The organism is Mesorhizobium sp. CU3 (genome assembly GCF_006442965.1).
Lineage (GTDB): Bacteria > Pseudomonadota > Alphaproteobacteria > Rhizobiales > Rhizobiaceae > Mesorhizobium.
In genome coordinates, this window is sequence record NZ_VFWX01000001.1 from 559479 (window position 1) to 576454 (window position 16976).

General features: G+C 64.7%; 18 protein-coding genes and 1 tRNA gene. 12 read left to right on the forward strand and 7 right to left on the reverse strand.

Features of this window, described 5'->3' with window-relative positions:
• Positions 1-2: 2 nt before the first annotated feature.
• The gene (locus FJ988_RS31095) at positions 3-542 is read right to left on the reverse strand and encodes a hypothetical protein (protein WP_246688409.1); all 540 of its coding nucleotides are present in this window, start codon (positions 540-542) and stop codon (positions 3-5) included.
• Positions 543-751: 209 nt separating this feature from the next.
• Here FJ988_RS31095 and FJ988_RS02655 point away from each other — a divergent pair, with 209 nt between their 5' ends.
• Positions 752-961 (forward strand): hypothetical protein, encoded by a 210-nt coding sequence (locus tag FJ988_RS02655; RefSeq protein WP_140815182.1) that lies wholly within the window; start codon positions 752-754, stop codon positions 959-961.
• A 9-nt stretch (positions 962-970) separates the two neighbouring features.
• Entirely contained in the window at positions 971-1156 is a 186-nt protein-coding gene (locus FJ988_RS02660) for a hypothetical protein (protein WP_140815183.1), read from the forward strand.
• A 100-nt stretch (positions 1157-1256) separates the two neighbouring features.
• On the opposite strand, the gene FJ988_RS02665 is transcribed toward FJ988_RS02660, so the two are convergent.
• Both FJ988_RS02665 and FJ988_RS02670 read right to left on the reverse strand, forming a co-directional pair.
• Positions 1257-1332: transfer RNA gene (locus tag FJ988_RS02665), tRNA-Ala, on the reverse strand.
• A 165-nt stretch (positions 1333-1497) separates the two neighbouring features.
• Positions 1498-1899 carry a TIGR02300 family protein gene (locus FJ988_RS02670; protein WP_140815184.1) on the reverse strand — a complete coding sequence of 134 codons (402 nt, stop codon included), beginning with the start codon at positions 1897-1899 and terminating at the stop codon, positions 1498-1500.
• Between the two features lie 194 nt (positions 1900-2093).
• On the opposite strand from FJ988_RS02670, the gene aroA reads away from it, so the two are divergent.
• The 3 genes from aroA to rpsA all read left to right on the forward strand — a co-directional run bounded on the left by aroA (position 2094) and on the right by rpsA (position 6234).
• The gene (gene aroA, locus FJ988_RS02675; protein ID WP_140815185.1) at positions 2094-3446 is read left to right on the forward strand and encodes a 3-phosphoshikimate 1-carboxyvinyltransferase; all 1353 of its coding nucleotides are present in this window, start codon (positions 2094-2096) and stop codon (positions 3444-3446) included.
• Positions 3447-3691: 245 nt separating this feature from the next.
• Positions 3692-4342 carry a (d)CMP kinase gene (gene cmk / locus FJ988_RS02685; RefSeq protein WP_140815186.1) on the forward strand — a complete coding sequence of 217 codons (651 nt, stop codon included), beginning with the start codon at positions 3692-3694 and terminating at the stop codon, positions 4340-4342.
• A gap of 194 nt (positions 4343-4536) precedes the next feature.
• The gene (gene rpsA, locus FJ988_RS02690) at positions 4537-6234 is read left to right on the forward strand and encodes a 30S ribosomal protein S1 (protein WP_140815187.1); all 1698 of its coding nucleotides are present in this window, start codon (positions 4537-4539) and stop codon (positions 6232-6234) included.
• Between the two features lie 142 nt (positions 6235-6376).
• On the opposite strand, the gene FJ988_RS02695 is transcribed toward rpsA, so the two are convergent.
• The 4 genes from FJ988_RS02695 to FJ988_RS02710 form a co-directional block, all read right to left on the reverse strand.
• The gene (locus tag FJ988_RS02695; protein ID WP_140815188.1) at positions 6377-7084 is read right to left on the reverse strand and encodes an SDR family NAD(P)-dependent oxidoreductase; all 708 of its coding nucleotides are present in this window, start codon (positions 7082-7084) and stop codon (positions 6377-6379) included.
• Positions 7085-7270: 186 nt separating this feature from the next.
• Positions 7271-8851 carry a 5-guanidino-2-oxopentanoate decarboxylase gene (locus FJ988_RS02700; RefSeq protein ID WP_140815189.1) on the reverse strand — a complete coding sequence of 527 codons (1581 nt, stop codon included), beginning with the start codon at positions 8849-8851 and terminating at the stop codon, positions 7271-7273.
• A gap of 54 nt (positions 8852-8905) precedes the next feature.
• Positions 8906-9577 (reverse strand): TetR family transcriptional regulator C-terminal domain-containing protein, encoded by a 672-nt coding sequence (locus tag FJ988_RS02705; RefSeq protein ID WP_140815190.1) that lies wholly within the window; start codon positions 9575-9577, stop codon positions 8906-8908.
• Positions 9547-10419, reverse strand: a complete 873-nt coding sequence (locus FJ988_RS02710; protein ID WP_140815191.1) for a dimethylarginine dimethylaminohydrolase family protein — start codon at positions 10417-10419, stop codon at positions 9547-9549. The genes FJ988_RS02705 and FJ988_RS02710 overlap by 31 nt, the downstream gene beginning before the upstream one ends.
• A 213-nt stretch (positions 10420-10632) precedes the next feature.
• Between FJ988_RS02710 and FJ988_RS02715 the strand changes: the two genes are divergently transcribed.
• From FJ988_RS02715 to FJ988_RS02745, 7 genes are all read left to right on the forward strand, one after another.
• Positions 10633-11448, forward strand: coding sequence for an ABC transporter ATP-binding protein (locus FJ988_RS02715; protein ID WP_140815192.1), 816 nt, complete (start codon positions 10633-10635; stop codon positions 11446-11448).
• A 55-nt stretch (positions 11449-11503) separates the two neighbouring features.
• A complete protein-coding gene (locus FJ988_RS02720) occupies positions 11504-12301 on the forward strand; it encodes a transporter substrate-binding domain-containing protein (protein ID WP_140815193.1) in 798 nt (265 codons plus the stop codon).
• A gap of 192 nt (positions 12302-12493) precedes the next feature.
• Positions 12494-13159 (forward strand): ABC transporter permease, encoded by a 666-nt coding sequence (locus FJ988_RS02725; protein WP_181183407.1) that lies wholly within the window; start codon positions 12494-12496, stop codon positions 13157-13159.
• Entirely contained in the window at positions 13159-13965 is an 807-nt protein-coding gene (locus FJ988_RS02730) for an ABC transporter permease (protein WP_246688410.1), read from the forward strand. Before FJ988_RS02725 ends, FJ988_RS02730 begins: the two co-directional genes overlap by 1 nt.
• 101 nt (positions 13966-14066) lie before the next feature.
• Positions 14067-15068: an Ldh family oxidoreductase gene (locus tag FJ988_RS02735; protein WP_140815195.1), complete on the forward strand. Its 1002-nt coding sequence runs from the start codon at positions 14067-14069 to the stop codon at positions 15066-15068.
• A gap of 350 nt (positions 15069-15418) precedes the next feature.
• Entirely contained in the window at positions 15419-15871 is a 453-nt protein-coding gene (locus FJ988_RS02740) for a DoxX family protein (RefSeq protein ID WP_140815196.1), read from the forward strand.
• 115 nt (positions 15872-15986) lie between these two features.
• Entirely contained in the window at positions 15987-16970 is a 984-nt protein-coding gene (locus FJ988_RS02745; protein WP_140815197.1) for a complex I NDUFA9 subunit family protein, read from the forward strand.
• Positions 16971-16976 lie beyond the last annotated feature (6 nt).

The window sequence follows — 16976 nt, forward strand, 5'->3', positions numbered from 1 at the left end:
GCTTATTGGCTGACCCGCGTGAACGGACCGGTATAGGTCTGGCCGGCAAGACTGTAGGTCACGTCGAGCGTGCCTTGCGATACCATCGTGGCGGTAATGTCGGCGCCGTTCGGCAGGCGCCCGAGCTTCAGCGTGTTTCCGGCAATCCGGCCGGAGCCGTCGGCGACGCCTGGCTTGTTGTCGGCGAGATCGCCCCAGGCATAGCTCACCGTGACCTGACCGCCCGAGGAAACGGTCAGCACCGCCAGCTTGCCGTCATACATGCCGTTGAGCTGTCCGGCCCAGATGCCGGAGAAGGCGGCATATTTGACCGGCACGCCCTTGGCGGGCGGCGTGACCGCGATGCCTTGATCCAGCACCGCCGAATTCGGCGCGGCGGGAGCCGCGGCTATAGGAACCGGAGCGGGTTGCGGGTCTGCGGCAGGCTGCGTGTCGGGCGTAGACTGGCAGGCGACGAGCGCGAAGGCGGCGAAGCCAAGCACCGGCCAGAGCCTGTTCGGTGAAGCCAATCCAAATCGAACCGGCGACCTGTCGAATGCCATATGTCGTACCTTCCTCGCGTCCTGCCAGCCTTTGCCAGCTGAATTTCCGAGAGCTTATTGTTTCCCATGCAAAACAGCCACACCGTTTCCTTGCTATCGGGGCTGCTGTTTTTTGGCGGGTGCCCCCTGCGCGCCTGCGCCGCAGGAACCAAACTCTTGGCCGATGGTTTGCCCCACGAAGGGACCGCAAACGCAAAGGATGCGGAAGGATGCTTGAACACCAGAATATCGAACACGCGCGAGGCAGGCTTCAGCTCAATCGTGCCGAACGTGCTCTCGAAACCGCCGAGGAAATGCTCACCCAAAATTGCGGCGCGGTCGTCGGCACCGCCTTGTGCTGCACCATTCGAGGCGCCCAGCGGCGGGTTGTCGAGGCAAAGGCTCGCCTCGGCAGGATCGGCGTTTCACGAACGAATTGAGGTCGACCGATGATCGCTAGCTTCAACATTGCGAACGTCAAGACAAGCAACCTGTTTCGTGAGGCACGGATGGCGATGCTCACGCATCAGGCAATCCACCACATCGACCTCGCGGACCAGGCGGCCGAAAAGGTGGAGCAGGCCGCGGCTGTCTTGGTCGAGGCTACGCATCGACCTGACCGGCCTCAGTCGTGATTTTCAGCCTGGCTATGCGTTGAGGCGCCCTTCGTTCAAGCGACAAATGTCGCCAAACGCGCCGAAGCCGTCAAGCAAACCGCAGTTACGAAAGACTGTTTGGTGGAGCCAATCGGAATCGAACCGACGACCTCTTGAATGCCATTCAAGCGCTCTCCCAACTGAGCTATGGCCCCACTCCCGGCAGTCAGCCGGCGCCGTTTCCGGCGAAGAGATCCGGCGCGGTGTGAGAGCCGCGCCGTCGTTTAGTGCTGGCGGCTTCTAGCGCCGCCTTCGGTCAAGATCAAGCCTTCAAAGACCGCTTTTTCGTCACAGGCGAAAATCGCCGGCAAACGACCGGATCAGACCTCGTCCTCGTCGTCGCCGACGCCGATCATGTCGGAGACGTCGTCGTCCTCTTCCTCTTCGTCGGCGAGGAAGGTGTCGTCGTCATCGTCGCCGAGATCGACATCGTCGTCCTCGTCGTCGCCGAGATCGGGAAGATCGTCGCCGCCGCCGCCCTTGGCCTCTTCGTCAGCGTCTTCCAGCGAGACGACTTCGGCGCCTTCTTCCTCGTCGCCGTCTACTTCCTTGTCCGCGACCTCGTCATCCTCTTCGAGGGCGGAGATCTTGCCTTCCTCGAAATAAGAGCGCGGATAGCTCTTGCCGGTATAGGGCGAGACGATCGGGTCCTTGTTCAGGTCGTAGAATTTGCGACCCGTTTCTGGGTCGACACGCTTGGTGCCAAGTTCAGCTTTTGCCACGTCAGGCCTCGTCAAAAAAAGAATGGTCCCCATAACCGCAGTTTTCGGCGCTGTCAAAGCCAAAAGACATGTCTTGGAAACCCGCTTTTCAAAGCCCGCGCCGGGGGATGACCATTCTCCCGCGCCGTGATACGAGACCGCCGCAACATGATGAACCGCGCCGGCCTCGCCGGCATTTCATTTGGAAGACAAGGATGTCTCATTCAGCCGCCGCTAAGCCAGCCACGGCCCGCAAATCTCCCGCACTTTCCGGCACCGCGCGCGTGCCGGGCGACAAGTCGATCTCGCACCGCTCCTTCATGTTCGGGGGCCTCGCCTCCGGCGAGACGCGCATCACCGGCCTGCTCGAGGGCGAGGATGTGATGCGCACCGGCGCCGCCATGAAGGCGATGGGCGCGCATATCGAAAAGAACGGCACGGAATGGGTGATCCGCGGTACCGGCAACGGCGCGTTGCTGCAACCCGAAGCCCCACTCGATTTCGGCAATGCCGGCACCGGCTCGCGCCTCACCATGGGTCTTGTCGGCACCTATGACATGGAGACGACTTTCATCGGCGACGCCTCGCTGTCCGGCCGGCCGATGGGCCGGGTTCTCGATCCCCTGCGCCAGATGGGCGTGCAGGTGCTGAAGGCTACGCCCGGCGACCGCATGCCGATCACGTTGCGCGGGCCGAAGCATGCCGCGCCGATCACCTATCGCGTGCCGATGGCTTCCGCCCAGGTGAAGTCGGCCGTCCTGCTCGCCGGCCTCAACACGCCCGGCATCACCACGGTGATCGAACCGGTGATGACGCGCGACCACACCGAAAAGATGCTGAAGGGTTTTGGCGCCAATCTGACCGTCGAGACCGACGAGCGCGGCGTGCGCCACATCTTCATCGAAGGCCAGGGCAAGCTGACCGGACAGACCATCGCCGTGCCGGGCGATCCTTCGTCGGCCGGCTTCCCGCTGGTCGCGGCGCTGATTGTGCCGGGCTCGGACATTACAATCGAGAACGTGCTGATGAACCCGACCCGCACCGGCTTGCTTTTGACGTTGCAGGAGATGGGCGGCAAGATCGACATCCTCAACCCGCGCAATGCCGGCGGCGAGGACGTCGCGGACCTGCGGGTGTGGTATTCCGAACTGAAGGGCGTTGCCGTGCCGCCGGAGCGGGCGCCTTCGATGATCGACGAATATCCGGTTCTGGCGGTCGCGGCGAGCTTTGCCGAGGGCGAAACGCTGATGCAGGGGCTGGAAGAACTGCGCGTCAAGGAATCGGACCGGCTGGCGGCGGTAGCCAACGGGCTCAAGCTCAACGGCGTCGACTGCACCGAGGGCGAAGCCTCGCTTGCCGTGCGCGGCAAGCCGGGCGGCAAGGGGCTGGGTGGCAGCGACCGGGACGCGGCGGTGAAGACGCATCTCGACCACCGCATCGCCATGAGCTTCCTGGTGATGGGGCTGGCGACGGAAAAGCCGGTGACCATCGACGACGCCAACATGATCGCGACGAGCTTTCCGGAGTTCATGGGACTGATGAAGGGACTGGGCGCGGAGATAGAGTGACAGCGGATGGATTTGAGCCGACCTGAGATGCTGGCGGGACAGCGCCCCCCTCTGTCCTACCGGACATCTCCCCCACGAGGGGGGAGATCAGACGTCATCGCGGCTTTCGCCAATCGCCACCGTCGCAAGATTGGGCGGGGCGCCGAAACCGCCAATCTCCCCCCTCGTGGGGGAGATGTCCGGCAGGACAGAGGAGGGCGCGAAGGATCGCGGCGCTTGCTCCTTTCAACCGCGTCGCCCCAACCATGACCGACACCTTCACCATCGCCATCGACGGCCCCGCGGGCGCCGGCAAGGGCACGCTGGCCCGCCGGCTCGCCGACCACTACCGGCTGAACCTGCTCGACACCGGCCTCACCTACCGCGCGACGGCCCACAAGCTGCTCGAGCTTGGCCTGCCGCTGGACAATGTCTCGGCGGCCGAAACCGCGGCGCGGCAGGTCGATCTCTCCAACCTCGACCGCACGGTGCTGTCCGCGCATGCCGTGGGCGAGGCGGCGTCGAAGGTCGCGGTCATTCCGACGGTGCGGCGCATCCTAGTCGAGCAGCAACGCGCCTTCGCCAAGGCGCCGCCGGGCGCGGTGCTGGATGGGCGCGACATCGGCACGGTGGTTTGCCCCGACGCCGACATCAAGCTCTATGTTACGGCAAGTGCGGCGGTGCGGGCGAAGCGCCGGCTGGCCGAGATCGAGAGCATGGGCGGCAGCGCCGATTTAGCCACCATCCTGGCCGATATCGAGCGCCGCGACGAGCGCGACATGGGCCGCGCCGACTCGCCGCTGAAGCCCGCGGCCGACGCGCACTTGCTTGATACCAGCGAAATGGCTATAGAGGCCGCGTTCCTGGCGGCGATGGCGATCGTTGACGACGTCCTTGCCAAGAGAAACAAGGCCTGATTGCGGGTTTTCGGTTGCTGTAGGCGGCGAAAACACCCATATCGGGCAGGAACCAGCCTGCCAGCATTCTCCATGCGCCGGACTTGCCGCTCGAAAAGCGGCCAAGGGCTCTTAGCCCGGAACGCCGGCAGGCTCAACGCAACGCTAACCCACGGCGCCCGCTCCGCCAGACGCGGAGCATTCCAGGAGAAACAATGTCAGTAGCTAATCCGTCTCGCGACGATTTCGCGAGCATGCTCGAAGAATCATTCACCGCCGGCCATTCCGGCGAGGGCCAGGTTGTCCGGGGCACGATCACCGCGATCGAAAAGGACATGGCCATCATCGATGTCGGCCTCAAGGTCGAAGGCCGCGTGCCGCTGAAGGAATTCGGCGCCAAGGGCAAGGACTCCTCCCTCAAGGTCGGCGACACCGTCGAAGTCTATGTCGAGCGCATCGAAAACGCGCTTGGCGAAGCCATGCTGTCGCGCGAGAAGGCTCGCCGCGAAGAGAGCTGGGTGCGTCTCGAAGAGAAGTTCACCAAGGGTGAGCGCGTCGAAGGCGTCATCTTCAACCAGGTCAAGGGCGGCTTCACCGTCGATCTCGACGGCGCCGTGGCGTTCCTGCCGCGCAGCCAGGTCGATATCCGTCCGATCCGCGACGTCACGCCGCTGATGCACAACCCGCAGCCCTTCGAGATCCTCAAGATGGATCGCCGCCGCGGCAACATCGTGGTCTCGCGCCGCACCGTGCTCGAGGAAAGCCGCGCCGAACAGCGTTCGGAAATCGTGCAGAACCTCGAGGAAGGCCAGGTTGTCGAAGGCGTGGTCAAGAACATCACCGACTACGGTGCGTTCGTCGACCTCGGCGGCATCGACGGCCTGCTGCATGTCACCGACATGGCATGGCGCCGCGTCAACCATCCGACCGAAATCCTCAACATCGGTCAGACGGTCAAGGTGCAGATCATCCGCATCAACCAGGAAACCCACCGCATCTCGCTCGGCATGAAGCAGCTCGAGTCGGATCCGTGGTCGGATATCGGCACCAAGTTCCCGATCGGCAAGAAGATCCGCGGCACCGTCACCAACATCACCGACTACGGCGCGTTCGTCGAGCTGGAGCCGGGCATCGAGGGCCTCATCCACGTTTCGGAAATGTCGTGGACGAAGAAGAACGTGCATCCCGGCAAGATCCTGTCGACGACGCAGGAAGTCGACGTGGTGGTGCTCGAGGTCGATCCGGCCAAGCGCCGCATCTCGCTCGGTCTCAAGCAGACGCTGGAAAACCCGTGGGAAGCGTTCGCCCGCAACCATCCGGTCGGCAGCCAGGTCGAGGGCGAGGTCAAGAACAAGACCGAGTTCGGCCTGTTCATCGGCCTGGAAGGCGACGTGGACGGCATGGTGCACCTTTCCGACCTCGACTGGACCCGTCCGGGCGAGCAGGTCATCGAAGAGTACAATCGCGGCGACATGGTCAAGGCGCAGGTGCTCGACGTCGACATCGAGAAGGAGCGCATCTCGCTCGGCATCAAGCAGTTGGCCCGCGACACCGTCAGCGATGCCGCGAGCAGCGGCGAGCTGCGTAAGAACGCGGTCGTCACCTGCGAGGTCACCGGCGTGAAGGACGGCGGTCTGGAAGTGCGGCTGGTCGACAGCGGCCTCGAGACCTTCATCAAGCGTTCGGACCTTTCGCGCGACCGCGACGAGCAGCGCCCCGAGCGCTTCACCGTCGGCCAGAAGGTCGATGCGCGCGTCATCGCCTTCGACAAGAAGACCCGCAAGGTGCAGGTCTCGATCAAGGCGCTGGAAATCGCAGAGGAGAAGGAAGCGGTCGCCCAGTACGGCTCGACCGACTCCGGCGCTTCGCTGGGCGACATCCTGGGCGCCGCGCTGAAGAAGCAGGGCAACTAAGCCAAGCCTCTTCACCTGACGAACAAACAAAACCCCGCCGGAGCGATCCGGCGGGGTTTTGTTTTGTCCGGATATCAGAGCAGTTCCGGGAAAAGTGTCAGCGGTTTTCCGTCCGGAATTGCGTAAACCAAAGAGATAGATGTCAGGCCCGGCCGTAAAGCGGGACCAGCGTGCCGCTCATCGCCTGGTTGGCGGGCGAGGCGAGATAGGCGATGGCCTCGGCGGCGGCTTCGAGGCTGACCCATTTGCCGAAATCCGCGTCCGGCATGGCTTCGCGGTTGGCCTGGGTGTCGAGCGTCGAGGGCGCCACCGCGTTGACCAGTATGCCTTTGCCCTTCAACTCCTCGGCCATCGCCACCGTCATCGCAGCGACTGCAGCCTTCGAGGCGGCATAAGCGACCATGCCGGAACCCTTGCGCGGCTCGAGCGCGGCGCGTGCGGTGACATTGACGATGCGGCCTGCCGTGTTCGATTCCAGCATCGAGCGCACCGCGGCGCGGCTGCACAGGAAAACGGTACGGGCGTTGGTGTCCATCATCTCGGCGAAAGAAGCGGATTCGATCTTTTCGATCGGCGCCATGGTGAAGCCGCCGGCCAAATGGATCGATGCCCAGAGCTCGGGCAGTTGGTGGTAGAAGGCCTCGACCTTGGCGGAATCCGACAGGTCGACATTGTGCGCCAGGTGAACGCTGGCATGCGCCGCATAGGGGAAGTGCGGCGGGGCCGCGGCGTGGGCATTGGGCACGTGGCAGATCGCGCCCTGCTCCAGCAGTCGGCCGACCACCGCGCCGCCGAGCGCGCCGGTGCCGCCCGTAACCACGACATGCCTGCCTTCAAGTGTTTCCGTCATCCTGGAACCGCTCCTGTCTTTTTTATAATTCTTTGTTTTTGTTATGCCGCCCCAGTGTGAACCTCGCCTCTTTCAAGCTGTCACTCAATTGAAATATCGGCATGGCTGTCGCGGCGTCTTTGCATGCGTCAGGCGGTCGTTTTGCCTGCAGGCACGTCCATTCCAAGAACGAACGCGCTGCCGCCTTCAGTCCACGGTGATTTCGATGACGCGCGGCTTGCCCGACGCCCGCGCGCGCTTCAGCGCCTCTGCCAAACCACCGATGTCGGTCAGCCGCTCGGCCTCGATGCCGTAGGCGTCGGCGAGCTTGCAGAAATCCGGCGGCGCCGGCGAAACGCCGACCGGCTCGACGCCGACATCGAGCATCGAGGTCTCGATCTCGCGATAGCCGCGATTGTTCCAGACGACGAAGATGACCGGGGCATTTGAATCGAGCGCGACGGCGATCTCCGGCAAGGTGAACTGGAAGCCGCCGTCGCCGGTCAGGCACACGACCGGAGCCTCCGGCACGGCAAGTGCGGCGCCGATCGCCGCGGGCGGGCCGTAGCCCAGCGCGCCGAAGCCGGTCGCGGCATTGAACCAGCCGCCAGGCCGATCGTGATCGTAATAGAGATTGGCGGCGTAGATCGGCTGGGTGGAATCGCCGACGATGATCGCGCCGGGCAGCGTGTCGCGGATCGTCTCAACCGCGCGCACCTGCGCCAGATAGTCCGGCTTCAGCTCTGCCAGCGCGGCTTTTCGCGCTGCGGCAGCGCTGGCCTCGCCGTCTTTTGCCGCGGCATGATTGGGCCCGATCGCGGCGAGCAAGGCCTCGGCGGCTTGCGCGCAGTCCGCCTGGATGCCGACCGTCACCGGACGCCGTGCCAGCTGATCGGCGCCGATATCGATGCGGATCAGATTCTTCGGCAGCACGAAGCCGCCATCGCCATAGCCGTCATAGTCGGTCGGGCCGAATTCGGTGCCGGCGGCGATCACCAGATCGGCGTCGGCCATCAGCGCGCGCACCGCCTTGAGGCTCGGGCTTGCCGGCACGCAGAGCGGATGGCCGTGCAGGAGGCCGCGCGCGTTTGCTGTCTCTACGACAGGAGCACCGAGCGCCTCGGCCAGCCGCCGCAAGGCTGCGTCGGCCTTCTTGGCGCCGCCGCCGGCAAGGATCAGGGGGCGCCGCGCGGATTTGATCAGCTTTGCCGCTTCGGCTACGGCGCCCGCCTCCGGCGCGGGCGGCGCGGCGTTGCTGAGCGTTGGCGCGAGGCCGTCGGCCGGCTTCACCATGACGTCGGTGGGAATCTCGATATGCACGGGTCCAGGGCGCGAAGAGGAAAACAATGCGAAGGCGCGAGCCAGCGCGCCCGGCAGTTGATCGGCCTCGGTGACGCGCTCGGAAGACAGCGCCACCTTTTCCATCATACCGCGCTGGTCCGGCAGTTCATGCAGGAAGCCCAGACCCTTGCCCAGCGTATCGGTGGCATTGACGCCGGAGATCACCAGCATCGGCACGGAATCGGCGCGCGCCTGGCCCATGGCGGTGATGGTGTTGGTGAGGCCCGGCCCGGTGATGACGAAAGCGACGCCCGGCCGGCGGCCGGCGCGCGCATAGCCGTCGGCCATGAAGCCGGCGCCCTGCTCGTGGCGCGGCGTGACATGGCGGATCTTCGAGCGCGCCAGACCGCGATAGAGCTCGACCGTGTGCACGCCCGGAATGCCGAAGACGGTGTCGACGCCATGCGCCTCGAGCAGCGAGATCAACGCTTCGCCAACGGTGGTCATCAATCTCCTCCCTACCTCTTTGTTCTTGCGCAATTCCGGACGGAAAACCGCTTCTCACGTTTCCCGGAACTGCTTTTCCGGCGCCAAGCCGAGCTCGGCCTCTATGGCTTTGATGCCGATCGCCGCCAATTCGCCAGGCGAGAACATCTCTGCGGCCAGGCAGCCTTCGATCCAGAGCCCGTCGATGATCGCATTGATCGCGATGGCATGGCGGCGCAACTCGCTTTCATCCGGCTTGCGCCTTTCGGCGGCAAGCACTTCGGCCACGACCGCTTCCACTTCGTTGCGGAAGCCAAGATAGCCTTCGCGATGGGCACGGGCGAGCGTCGGATCCGCATTGGCGCGGCCGAGGAAGGTCGCCCAAAGCGAAAACACCCGCGCGTCGACGATCGGCGCGTTGAGATTGGCGGCGACGAAGGCCGCGAGGCGCTGGCGCGGCGAGGCGTCTTCCACGGCGAGAGCCGCTTTCGCCTGCTCGGTCATGCGGCCGACCAGGGCCGTATAGGCTTCCTGCAGCAATTCTTCCTTGCCGGGGAAATAGTGCCGGATCAGTCCGGCGGTGACGCCGGCGCGCAAGGCGATGGTGCGCAGGCTAGCGCCCTGCAGGCCATGTTCCGCCACGCTGTCGAGCGTCGCCTCGATCAGGTCCTGCCGCCGCCGCTCCTCGCCCTCGCGACGGAACTTGCGGCGCGCAGTCATTGCCGCAGGATCGGCCGCGTCAGGCATGTCGGCCCGCCTTCGCAGGCAATGCAGAGCGCATCCGCCTCGAATATCTCGACCGTGCAGCCGGCGGCTTCCATCGCGGACTTGGTCTTGGGAAAGCCGGCAACGGCGATGACCTTGAGCGGGCTGGTCGGCAGCACGTTCAGGCTGAGGCCGTTGGAGGCGGCGAACTCCCCTGCGTCGCCTTCGACCAGCCGGATGCCGCGCGCCTTCAGCATCTGATAGAACGGCGCCGGCAAAAGCGGCGAATAGACCAGTGCGAGATCGTCGGCCAGCGGGCTGATCACCGACATCAGATGCAGGCACGCCTCTTCACCCTGCCACAGCGGCAGGTCGAAGCCGTAGACGGAAATGCCGAGCGGCGTCAGCAGGTTGGAAACCTGCTGGATGCCTTCCTGGTTGGAGCGCACGCCGCGCCCGATCGCCAGCGTGCGGGCGTCCAGCCAGACGCAATCGCCGCCTTCGACCTGGCCCGGAGCCGCGACGCGACCGAGGATCGGAATGCCCAGCCTTTTGTAGGTTTCCTCATGCAGCGAGGGCTCGCCGGCGCGCAACGGCTTGCCCATCGACAGGATGAGCGCGCCGCGGTCGGTCATCAGCGATGGATCGTGCGTGAACACCGAATCCGACAGCCCGTCGGCCTTGTCCTCGATCCACTCGATTTCGGCGCCGGAAGCCGTCACCAGTCCAGCAAGCGCGGCATGCTGCAAGGCTGCCTTCGCCGGGTCGAATCCCGGGCCATAGTGCCAGGCGGCCCGGTCGGCGCCGCGCATGGCGTTGGCCGCCGACCGCATCAGCACGCGCCGCAGCGGCGCCGCCATGGACTGGGATCCGAAAGCGCTCATCGATGTCCTTTTTTAGGTGAAAAAAATCGAAAAAATTTCATCAGCGGCTATTTATACACTTGCACAATAAGCCTGCAAGTGCCGTAATGAGCGGGATTGACGGGCTCGCGCTGTCGGGTCCATGCTGAAGTCTGGAGCGGGACAGTACAGCGTAATGTTGATTAGCCGGATGGACGTTCGACGACCTGCCATTGACCATAGAGAGGTCACCTGGTGAGCGCGGTGGGAACCGCCACAGTCTCATCCGGCAAGGCGCTAAACAGCGCCGCCGAAGCCATCCATGTCGAAAACCTGCACAAGAAATTCGGCCAGCTGCATGTGCTGAAGGGCGTGTCGCTTTCGGCGCGCGACGGCGAAGTCATCGCCATCATCGGCGGCTCCGGCTCGGGCAAGTCGACGCTTTTGCGCTGCATCAACTGCCTGGAGAACCCGACCAGCGGCATCATCCGCGTCAATGGCGAGGAGATCAAGCTCAAGGCCGACAGCCACGGCCACACCGTGCCTGCCGACCGCCGGCAGATCGAGCGGATCCGTTCCAGGCTCGGCATGGTGTTCCAGAATTTCAATCTGTGGAGCCACATGACGCTGATCGAGAACGTCATCGAGGTTCCCGTGCATGTGCTGGGCGTCAAGCGCGACGAGGCGATCGCGCAGGCCGAGAAGCTGCTTGCCCGCGTCGGCCTTGCCGAGAAGCGCGACGTCTATCCCGCGTTCCTCTCCGGCGGCCAGCAGCAGCGCGCCGCGATCGCCAGGGCGCTGGCGATCAATCCGCGCGTCATGCTGTTCGACGAGCCGACCTCCGCGCTCGATCCGGAGCTGGTCGGCGAGGTGCTGAAGGTGATCGGCGACCTGGCGCGCGAGGGGCGCACCATGGTGCTGGTGACGCATGAAATGAAGTTTGCCCGCGAGGTCGCGACGCATGTCGTCTACCTCTACAACGGGCTGGTCGAGGAGGAGGGTCCGCCCGAACAGCTGTTCGGCGCGCCCAAATCCGAAAGGCTCAAGCAATTCCTCCGCAATGTCGGCTAGGGCCGGCATCAAGCGGAGCGAAGAACCGGGAACACAACAAAGTGGGAGTTCTGACATGAAGACTGTTCTCAAGACCTTCGCCGCGGCGCTGCTGATCGGCGTCGCCGCGCTGGGCGGCGTGGCCAAGGCCGACCAGGTCAAGATCGGCGTCGCCGCCGAACCCTATCCGCCCTTCACCTCGCCCGATGCCTCCGGCAAATGGGTCGGCTGGGAGATCGACTTCATCGACGCGGTCTGCGCCGAAGAGAAGCTCGACTGCGTCATCACGCCGGTTGCCTGGGACGGCATCATTCCGGCGCTGACCACCAAGAAGATCGACCTCATCGTCTCCTCGATGTCGATTACCGCCGAGCGCGAGAAGACGATCGACTTCTCGGATAAGTACTACAACACCCCGACGGCGATCATCGGGCCGAAGGACCAGAAGTTCGGCGCCACGCCGGACGACCTCAAGGGCAAGGTGATCGGCGTGCAGGTGTCGACGGTGCATGCCGTCTACGCCAAGAAGCACTTCACCGGCGCACAGGAAATCAAGGAATACCAGACGCAGGACGAGGCCAACAACGATCTCGCCGCCGGCCGTCTCGACGCGGTGCAGGCCGATTCCATCGCGCTCGGCGAATTCCTCAAGACCGACCAGGGCAAGGCCTGCTGCGACCTGAAGGGCATGGTTGCCCCGGACGACGAGGTGCTGGGACCGGGCGTCGGCGCCGGCGTGCGCAAGGAAGACACCGCGCTCAAGGAAAAGATCAACGCCGGCATCAAGGCGATCCGCTCCAACGGCAAATATGACGAGATATCGAAGAAGTACTTCGACTTCGACATCTATGGCGGCGCGCCGCAGTCGAACTGAACCCTCGCCTTATGAGTGCGGGCATGGCGCCGGCGCCATGCCCGTCCCTGCCACGCATGCCTGCCGCTGATCTTGCCGTCAGCAACTTGCCAGCAACTGGGGGCGAAGCTGTTCGACGTCCTTCTTCCGGCCTCCGCGGCCGGCATTTTCGAGCTCCTGTCGCCGGTGGCGCCGGGATGGGGCGGCACGCTGCTGGTCGGCCTGCTGCATTCACTCGAGATCGCCATCGGCGCCACTTTCCTTGGTCTGCTGATCGGCACCGCCGGCGCCTTCGGCAAGCTCTATGGCGGCCCGGTGACGCGCGACTTGCTCGCTGTCTACACGACCGTGGTGCGCGCAGTGCCGGAACTGGTGCTGATCCTTTTGCTCTATTACGCCGGCACCGACCTCATCAACCAGGTGCTGGCGGCAATGGGCTACAGCCGTGTCGACATCAGCGGTCTAGCGGCCGGTATTTTCGTGCTCGGTTTCGTCCAGGGCGCCTATTCGACCGAAGTCATCCGCGGCGCCATCCTAGCCATCCCGCAAGGCCAGATCGAAGCCGCCCGCGCCTATGGCATGCCGCCCGGCCTGATGCTTAGGCGCATAACGATACCGGCGATGCTGCCCTTCGCCATTCCGGGCCTGGCCAATCTCTGGCTGATCGCCACCAAGGACACCGCGCTGCTCGCCGTCGTCGGCTTCTTCGAACTGACGCTGGCGACACGGCAGGCGGCCGGCGTCACCAAGGCCTATCTGATCTTCTATCTCGCGGCCGGCGTGCTTTACTTGGCGGTGACGCTTTTCTCCAACGTCATCATCAGCCGCGTCGAGGCCTGGTCGCGGCGCGGCATGCCTTCGGTCAAGGAGGCGCGCTGATGTCCGAGGCAACCGCCATCAACGTTGCGGCGCGCGCCTCGCTCTGGCTGCAGCCGCACCGCATCGTGCTGATCCTGATCGCGCTGGCGCTGGTCTTCTGCGCGGTCTTCTTCCTGCGCTGGGACTGGCTGCCGCAATATTGGCAAATGGGCCTGATGGGCATCTGGCGGGCGCTGTGGATCCTCGCGGTCACCTGCGCGCTTGGCTTTGCGCTGGCCGTGCCGCTCGGGCTGGCGCAGGCCGGCGGACCGTTCTGGTTCGCGGTGCCGGCCAAGGTGTTCTGCACCATCATCCGCGGCACGCCGCTGCTCTTACAGCTCTGGCTGCTCTATTACGGGCTCGGCTCGATCTTTCCTCAATATCCGTGGATCCGCGAATCCTGGATGTGGCCGTATCTGCGACAGGCATGGCCCTATGCCGTGGTGGCGCTGACCTTTTCCTTCGCCGGCTATGAGGGCGAGGTGATGCGCGGCGCCTTCGCCGGCGTGCCGAAGGGTCAGTTGGAGGCCGCGCGGGCCTTCGGCATGAGCCGCTGGAAGATCTTCCGCCGCATCTGGCTGCCGCAGGCCTTCTACCGGGCGCTGCCGACGCTGACCGGCGAGACGGTGCTGCAGCTGAAATCGACGCCGCTGGTGGCGACGATCAGCGTCATCGACATCTTCGCCGTCTCGTCCAAGGTGCGCCAGGACACTTATCTCACCTACGAGCCGCTGCTGCTTCTGGCGCTGATCTATATGACGATCACCGGCATTCTGGTGCTGATCTTCAGCCGGATCGAGGCGCGGATACCGGTCAAGATCGGGTAGTGAATGGTGAATAGTAAGTGGTAAATGGTCGCAATTTTCGCGCCCTCGTCTAAGACGGCCATTCACTATTCACCCATTCACCATTCACCAGGGCGTCCACCATGGAACTATCACTCGACCAGGCAACAGGCCTTTGCCGCATGGCGGCGCTCGGCGCCGGCGCGAACGAAGAAGCGGCGCAGTCGCTGACCGCATCGATCATAGCAGCGGAAGCGGAAGGCCTGGCGACGGTCGGCCTGTCGCATTTCATCGACTATCTCGAAGCGCTCGAGGCCGGCCGTATCGACGGCAATGCCGATCCGGTCATCACAAGGCCGGCGCTCGCGGTCTATCTCTCCGACGCGCGCGGCGGCCTTGCGCATACCGGCTTCGACCGCGCGATCGAAGATCTGATCAAGGCGGCAAAACTGTTCGGGGTGGGGATCTTCTCGCAAAAGAACGCCTATACATGCGGCGCGCTCGGCTATTTCACCGGACGGCTGGCCGAGCAGGGGATGGTTTCCTTCGCCGCCACCAACGGCCCGGCGGTGCTTGCCGGCTCCGGCTCGATCAAGCCGGTCTATTGCACCAACCCGATGTCGTTCGCGGCGCCGACCGCCGACGGGCCGCCGCTGGTCATCGACCAGTCGTCGAGCGCCACCGCCTTCGTCAACATCCGCAAGGCGGCCGAGGACGGCAAGGAAATCCCAGAGGGCTGGGCGCTGGACGTCAACGGCAACGCGACCACCGATCCTGCCGCCGCGATGAAGGGCGCGATGCTTGCCTTCGGCGGCCAGCGCGGCGCCAACATCGCCTTGATGGTCGAGGTGCTGGCCGCCGGCATTTCCGGAGCCAACTGGTCGCTCGACGCGCCCTGGTTCACCGGCGGTCCGGATAGCCCCGGCACCGGGCTTTTCGTCCTGGCCATCGAGCCGAAGCTGCTCGACCCGGATTTCGAACAGCGCATGAAAGACCAGCTCGACCGGCTGCGGCAGCGCTACGGCGTGCATATCCCCGGACGCTCGCGCGCCGTAGCGGCCGAGAAGGCCCGGGAGCGCGGCATCACGACGTCCAAGGCCATCGTGCAGCGCATTTCGGAGTTCGCCGAGCGCTATTCAGCGTGATTTTCTTCCACTCGACTTGAACCTTTCTAGGGCCTGCAACGACCCATTCTCGGCACCCTCGCCGCGAGCCGCTTGGTTGGCTTCGTCCGGTTCGCGGCTGGCGGGCCGCGCCGGGCGGTCAGGGCCGGAGGTAGGCGTGCTTGCTTCACGCCACCTTGATACCGTCTCAGGTCAGGCTGCCTCGTTGGGCCCTGTTTCGGTGCGGGCACTGCCCGGAAAACCCCGCTCCGGCGGGGTTTTCTGCATTTGTGCGCCTGCTAGGCAAAACATGATTAGAAAAGTTAACTTTTGTTAACTTGACTTGAGGAGAGCCGTCGGGCGTTTGCGGAATCGTCAAAAAAGGAGAGACTATGTCCGCGACCACCGACACCCCCCGAGCAAGTCTGATCGTCCCGGCTCTTGGCCGCCTCTATTCGGCGCTTCACGACGCCGGCGAAACCCTGCTGCGCGCCGTAGCCGGCGGCTTCCTGGCCATTCACGGCTCGCAGAAGATCGTCAACCCGTTCGGCGCCACCGAAATGGTCGAAGGCCTAGGCTTCTATCCCGGCGTCTTCTGGTCGCCGCTGCTTGCGGCCACCGAATTCTTCGGCGGCATATTGATCGCCATCGGGCTCTTGACCCGCCCCGCCGCCTTCGCCGGCCTGATCGTGCTTCTGGTCACCGTCTGGTTCCATTGGGTCACCATGGGCCAGGGTTTTTCCGGCGCGGAAAAGTCGCTGCTGTGGGCCGCGATCCTGGCCTTCTTCGTCATCCGCGGCGGCAACCGCCAATCGGTCGACGCGCGCATAGGCAGGGCTTTCTAAGCTACTTTTGCCTGCACACAATTCACGCGACCGGCGACCTCCGGTCGCTCTTTGCCTTTGGCGAAAAACGGATTAAGACACGGCCTCAGCCAAGCATTCGCGCGCGGAGCCAGTCATGACCGAAATCCTGCAGACCCCAAAGCTCGTCGTCGTCTTCGGCGGCTCGGGTTTCGTCGGTCGCCATGTCGTGCGGGCGCTGGCCAAGCGCGGCTACCGCATCCGGGTCGCCTGCCGGCGGCCCGACCTCGCCGGCCACGTGCAGCCGCTCGGCAATGTCGGCCAGATCCAGCCGGTGCAGGCCAATGTGCGTATGCGCTGGTCGGTCGACCGCGCCGTGCAAGGCGCCGACCATGTCGTCAATCTCGTCGCCATCCTGCACGAGACCGGACGGCAGAAATTCAACACCGTTCATGACTTCGGCGCCCGTGCCGTCGCCGAGGCGGCACGCTCCGTCGGCGCCGGCCTCACCCACGTCTCGGCGCTCGGCGCCGACGAGAACTCGCCATCGGTGTATGCGCGCACCAAGGCTGCCGGCGAGAAGGCGGTGTTCGAGACGATCGCCGACGCCGTCATTTTCCGGCCGTCGATCAATTTCGGGCCGGAGGACGGCTTCTTCAACCGTTTCGCCAACATGGCGCGCTTCTCGCCGGTATTGCCGCTGATCGGCGGCGGCCAGAACAAGTTCCAGCCGGTCTATGTCGGCGACGTCGCCGAGGCGGTGGCCCGCTCCGTGGACGGCAACATCAACGGCGGCCAAATCTACGAGCTCGGCGGCCCGCAGGTGCTGACCTTCAAGGAATGCATGCAAGAACTACTCACCGTCATCGAGCGCCGCCGCCTGCTGGTGCCGGTGCCGTTCTGGATGGCGAACATCCAGGCTTCGATCCTGCAGCTTTTGCCCAGCCCGCTGCTGACCAAGGACCAGGTGGAGCAACTGCGCGAGCACAACATCGTCACTGACGAGGCCGCCAAGGCGGGCAGGACGCTGACCGGCCTTGGCATCCAGCCGCAGGCTCTCGCGACGATCCTGCCCAGCTATCTGTGGCGCTTCCGCGCCGCCGGCCAGTTCCAGCAGCGCCGGCCGCTCGCCGACCGGTAATCAAGA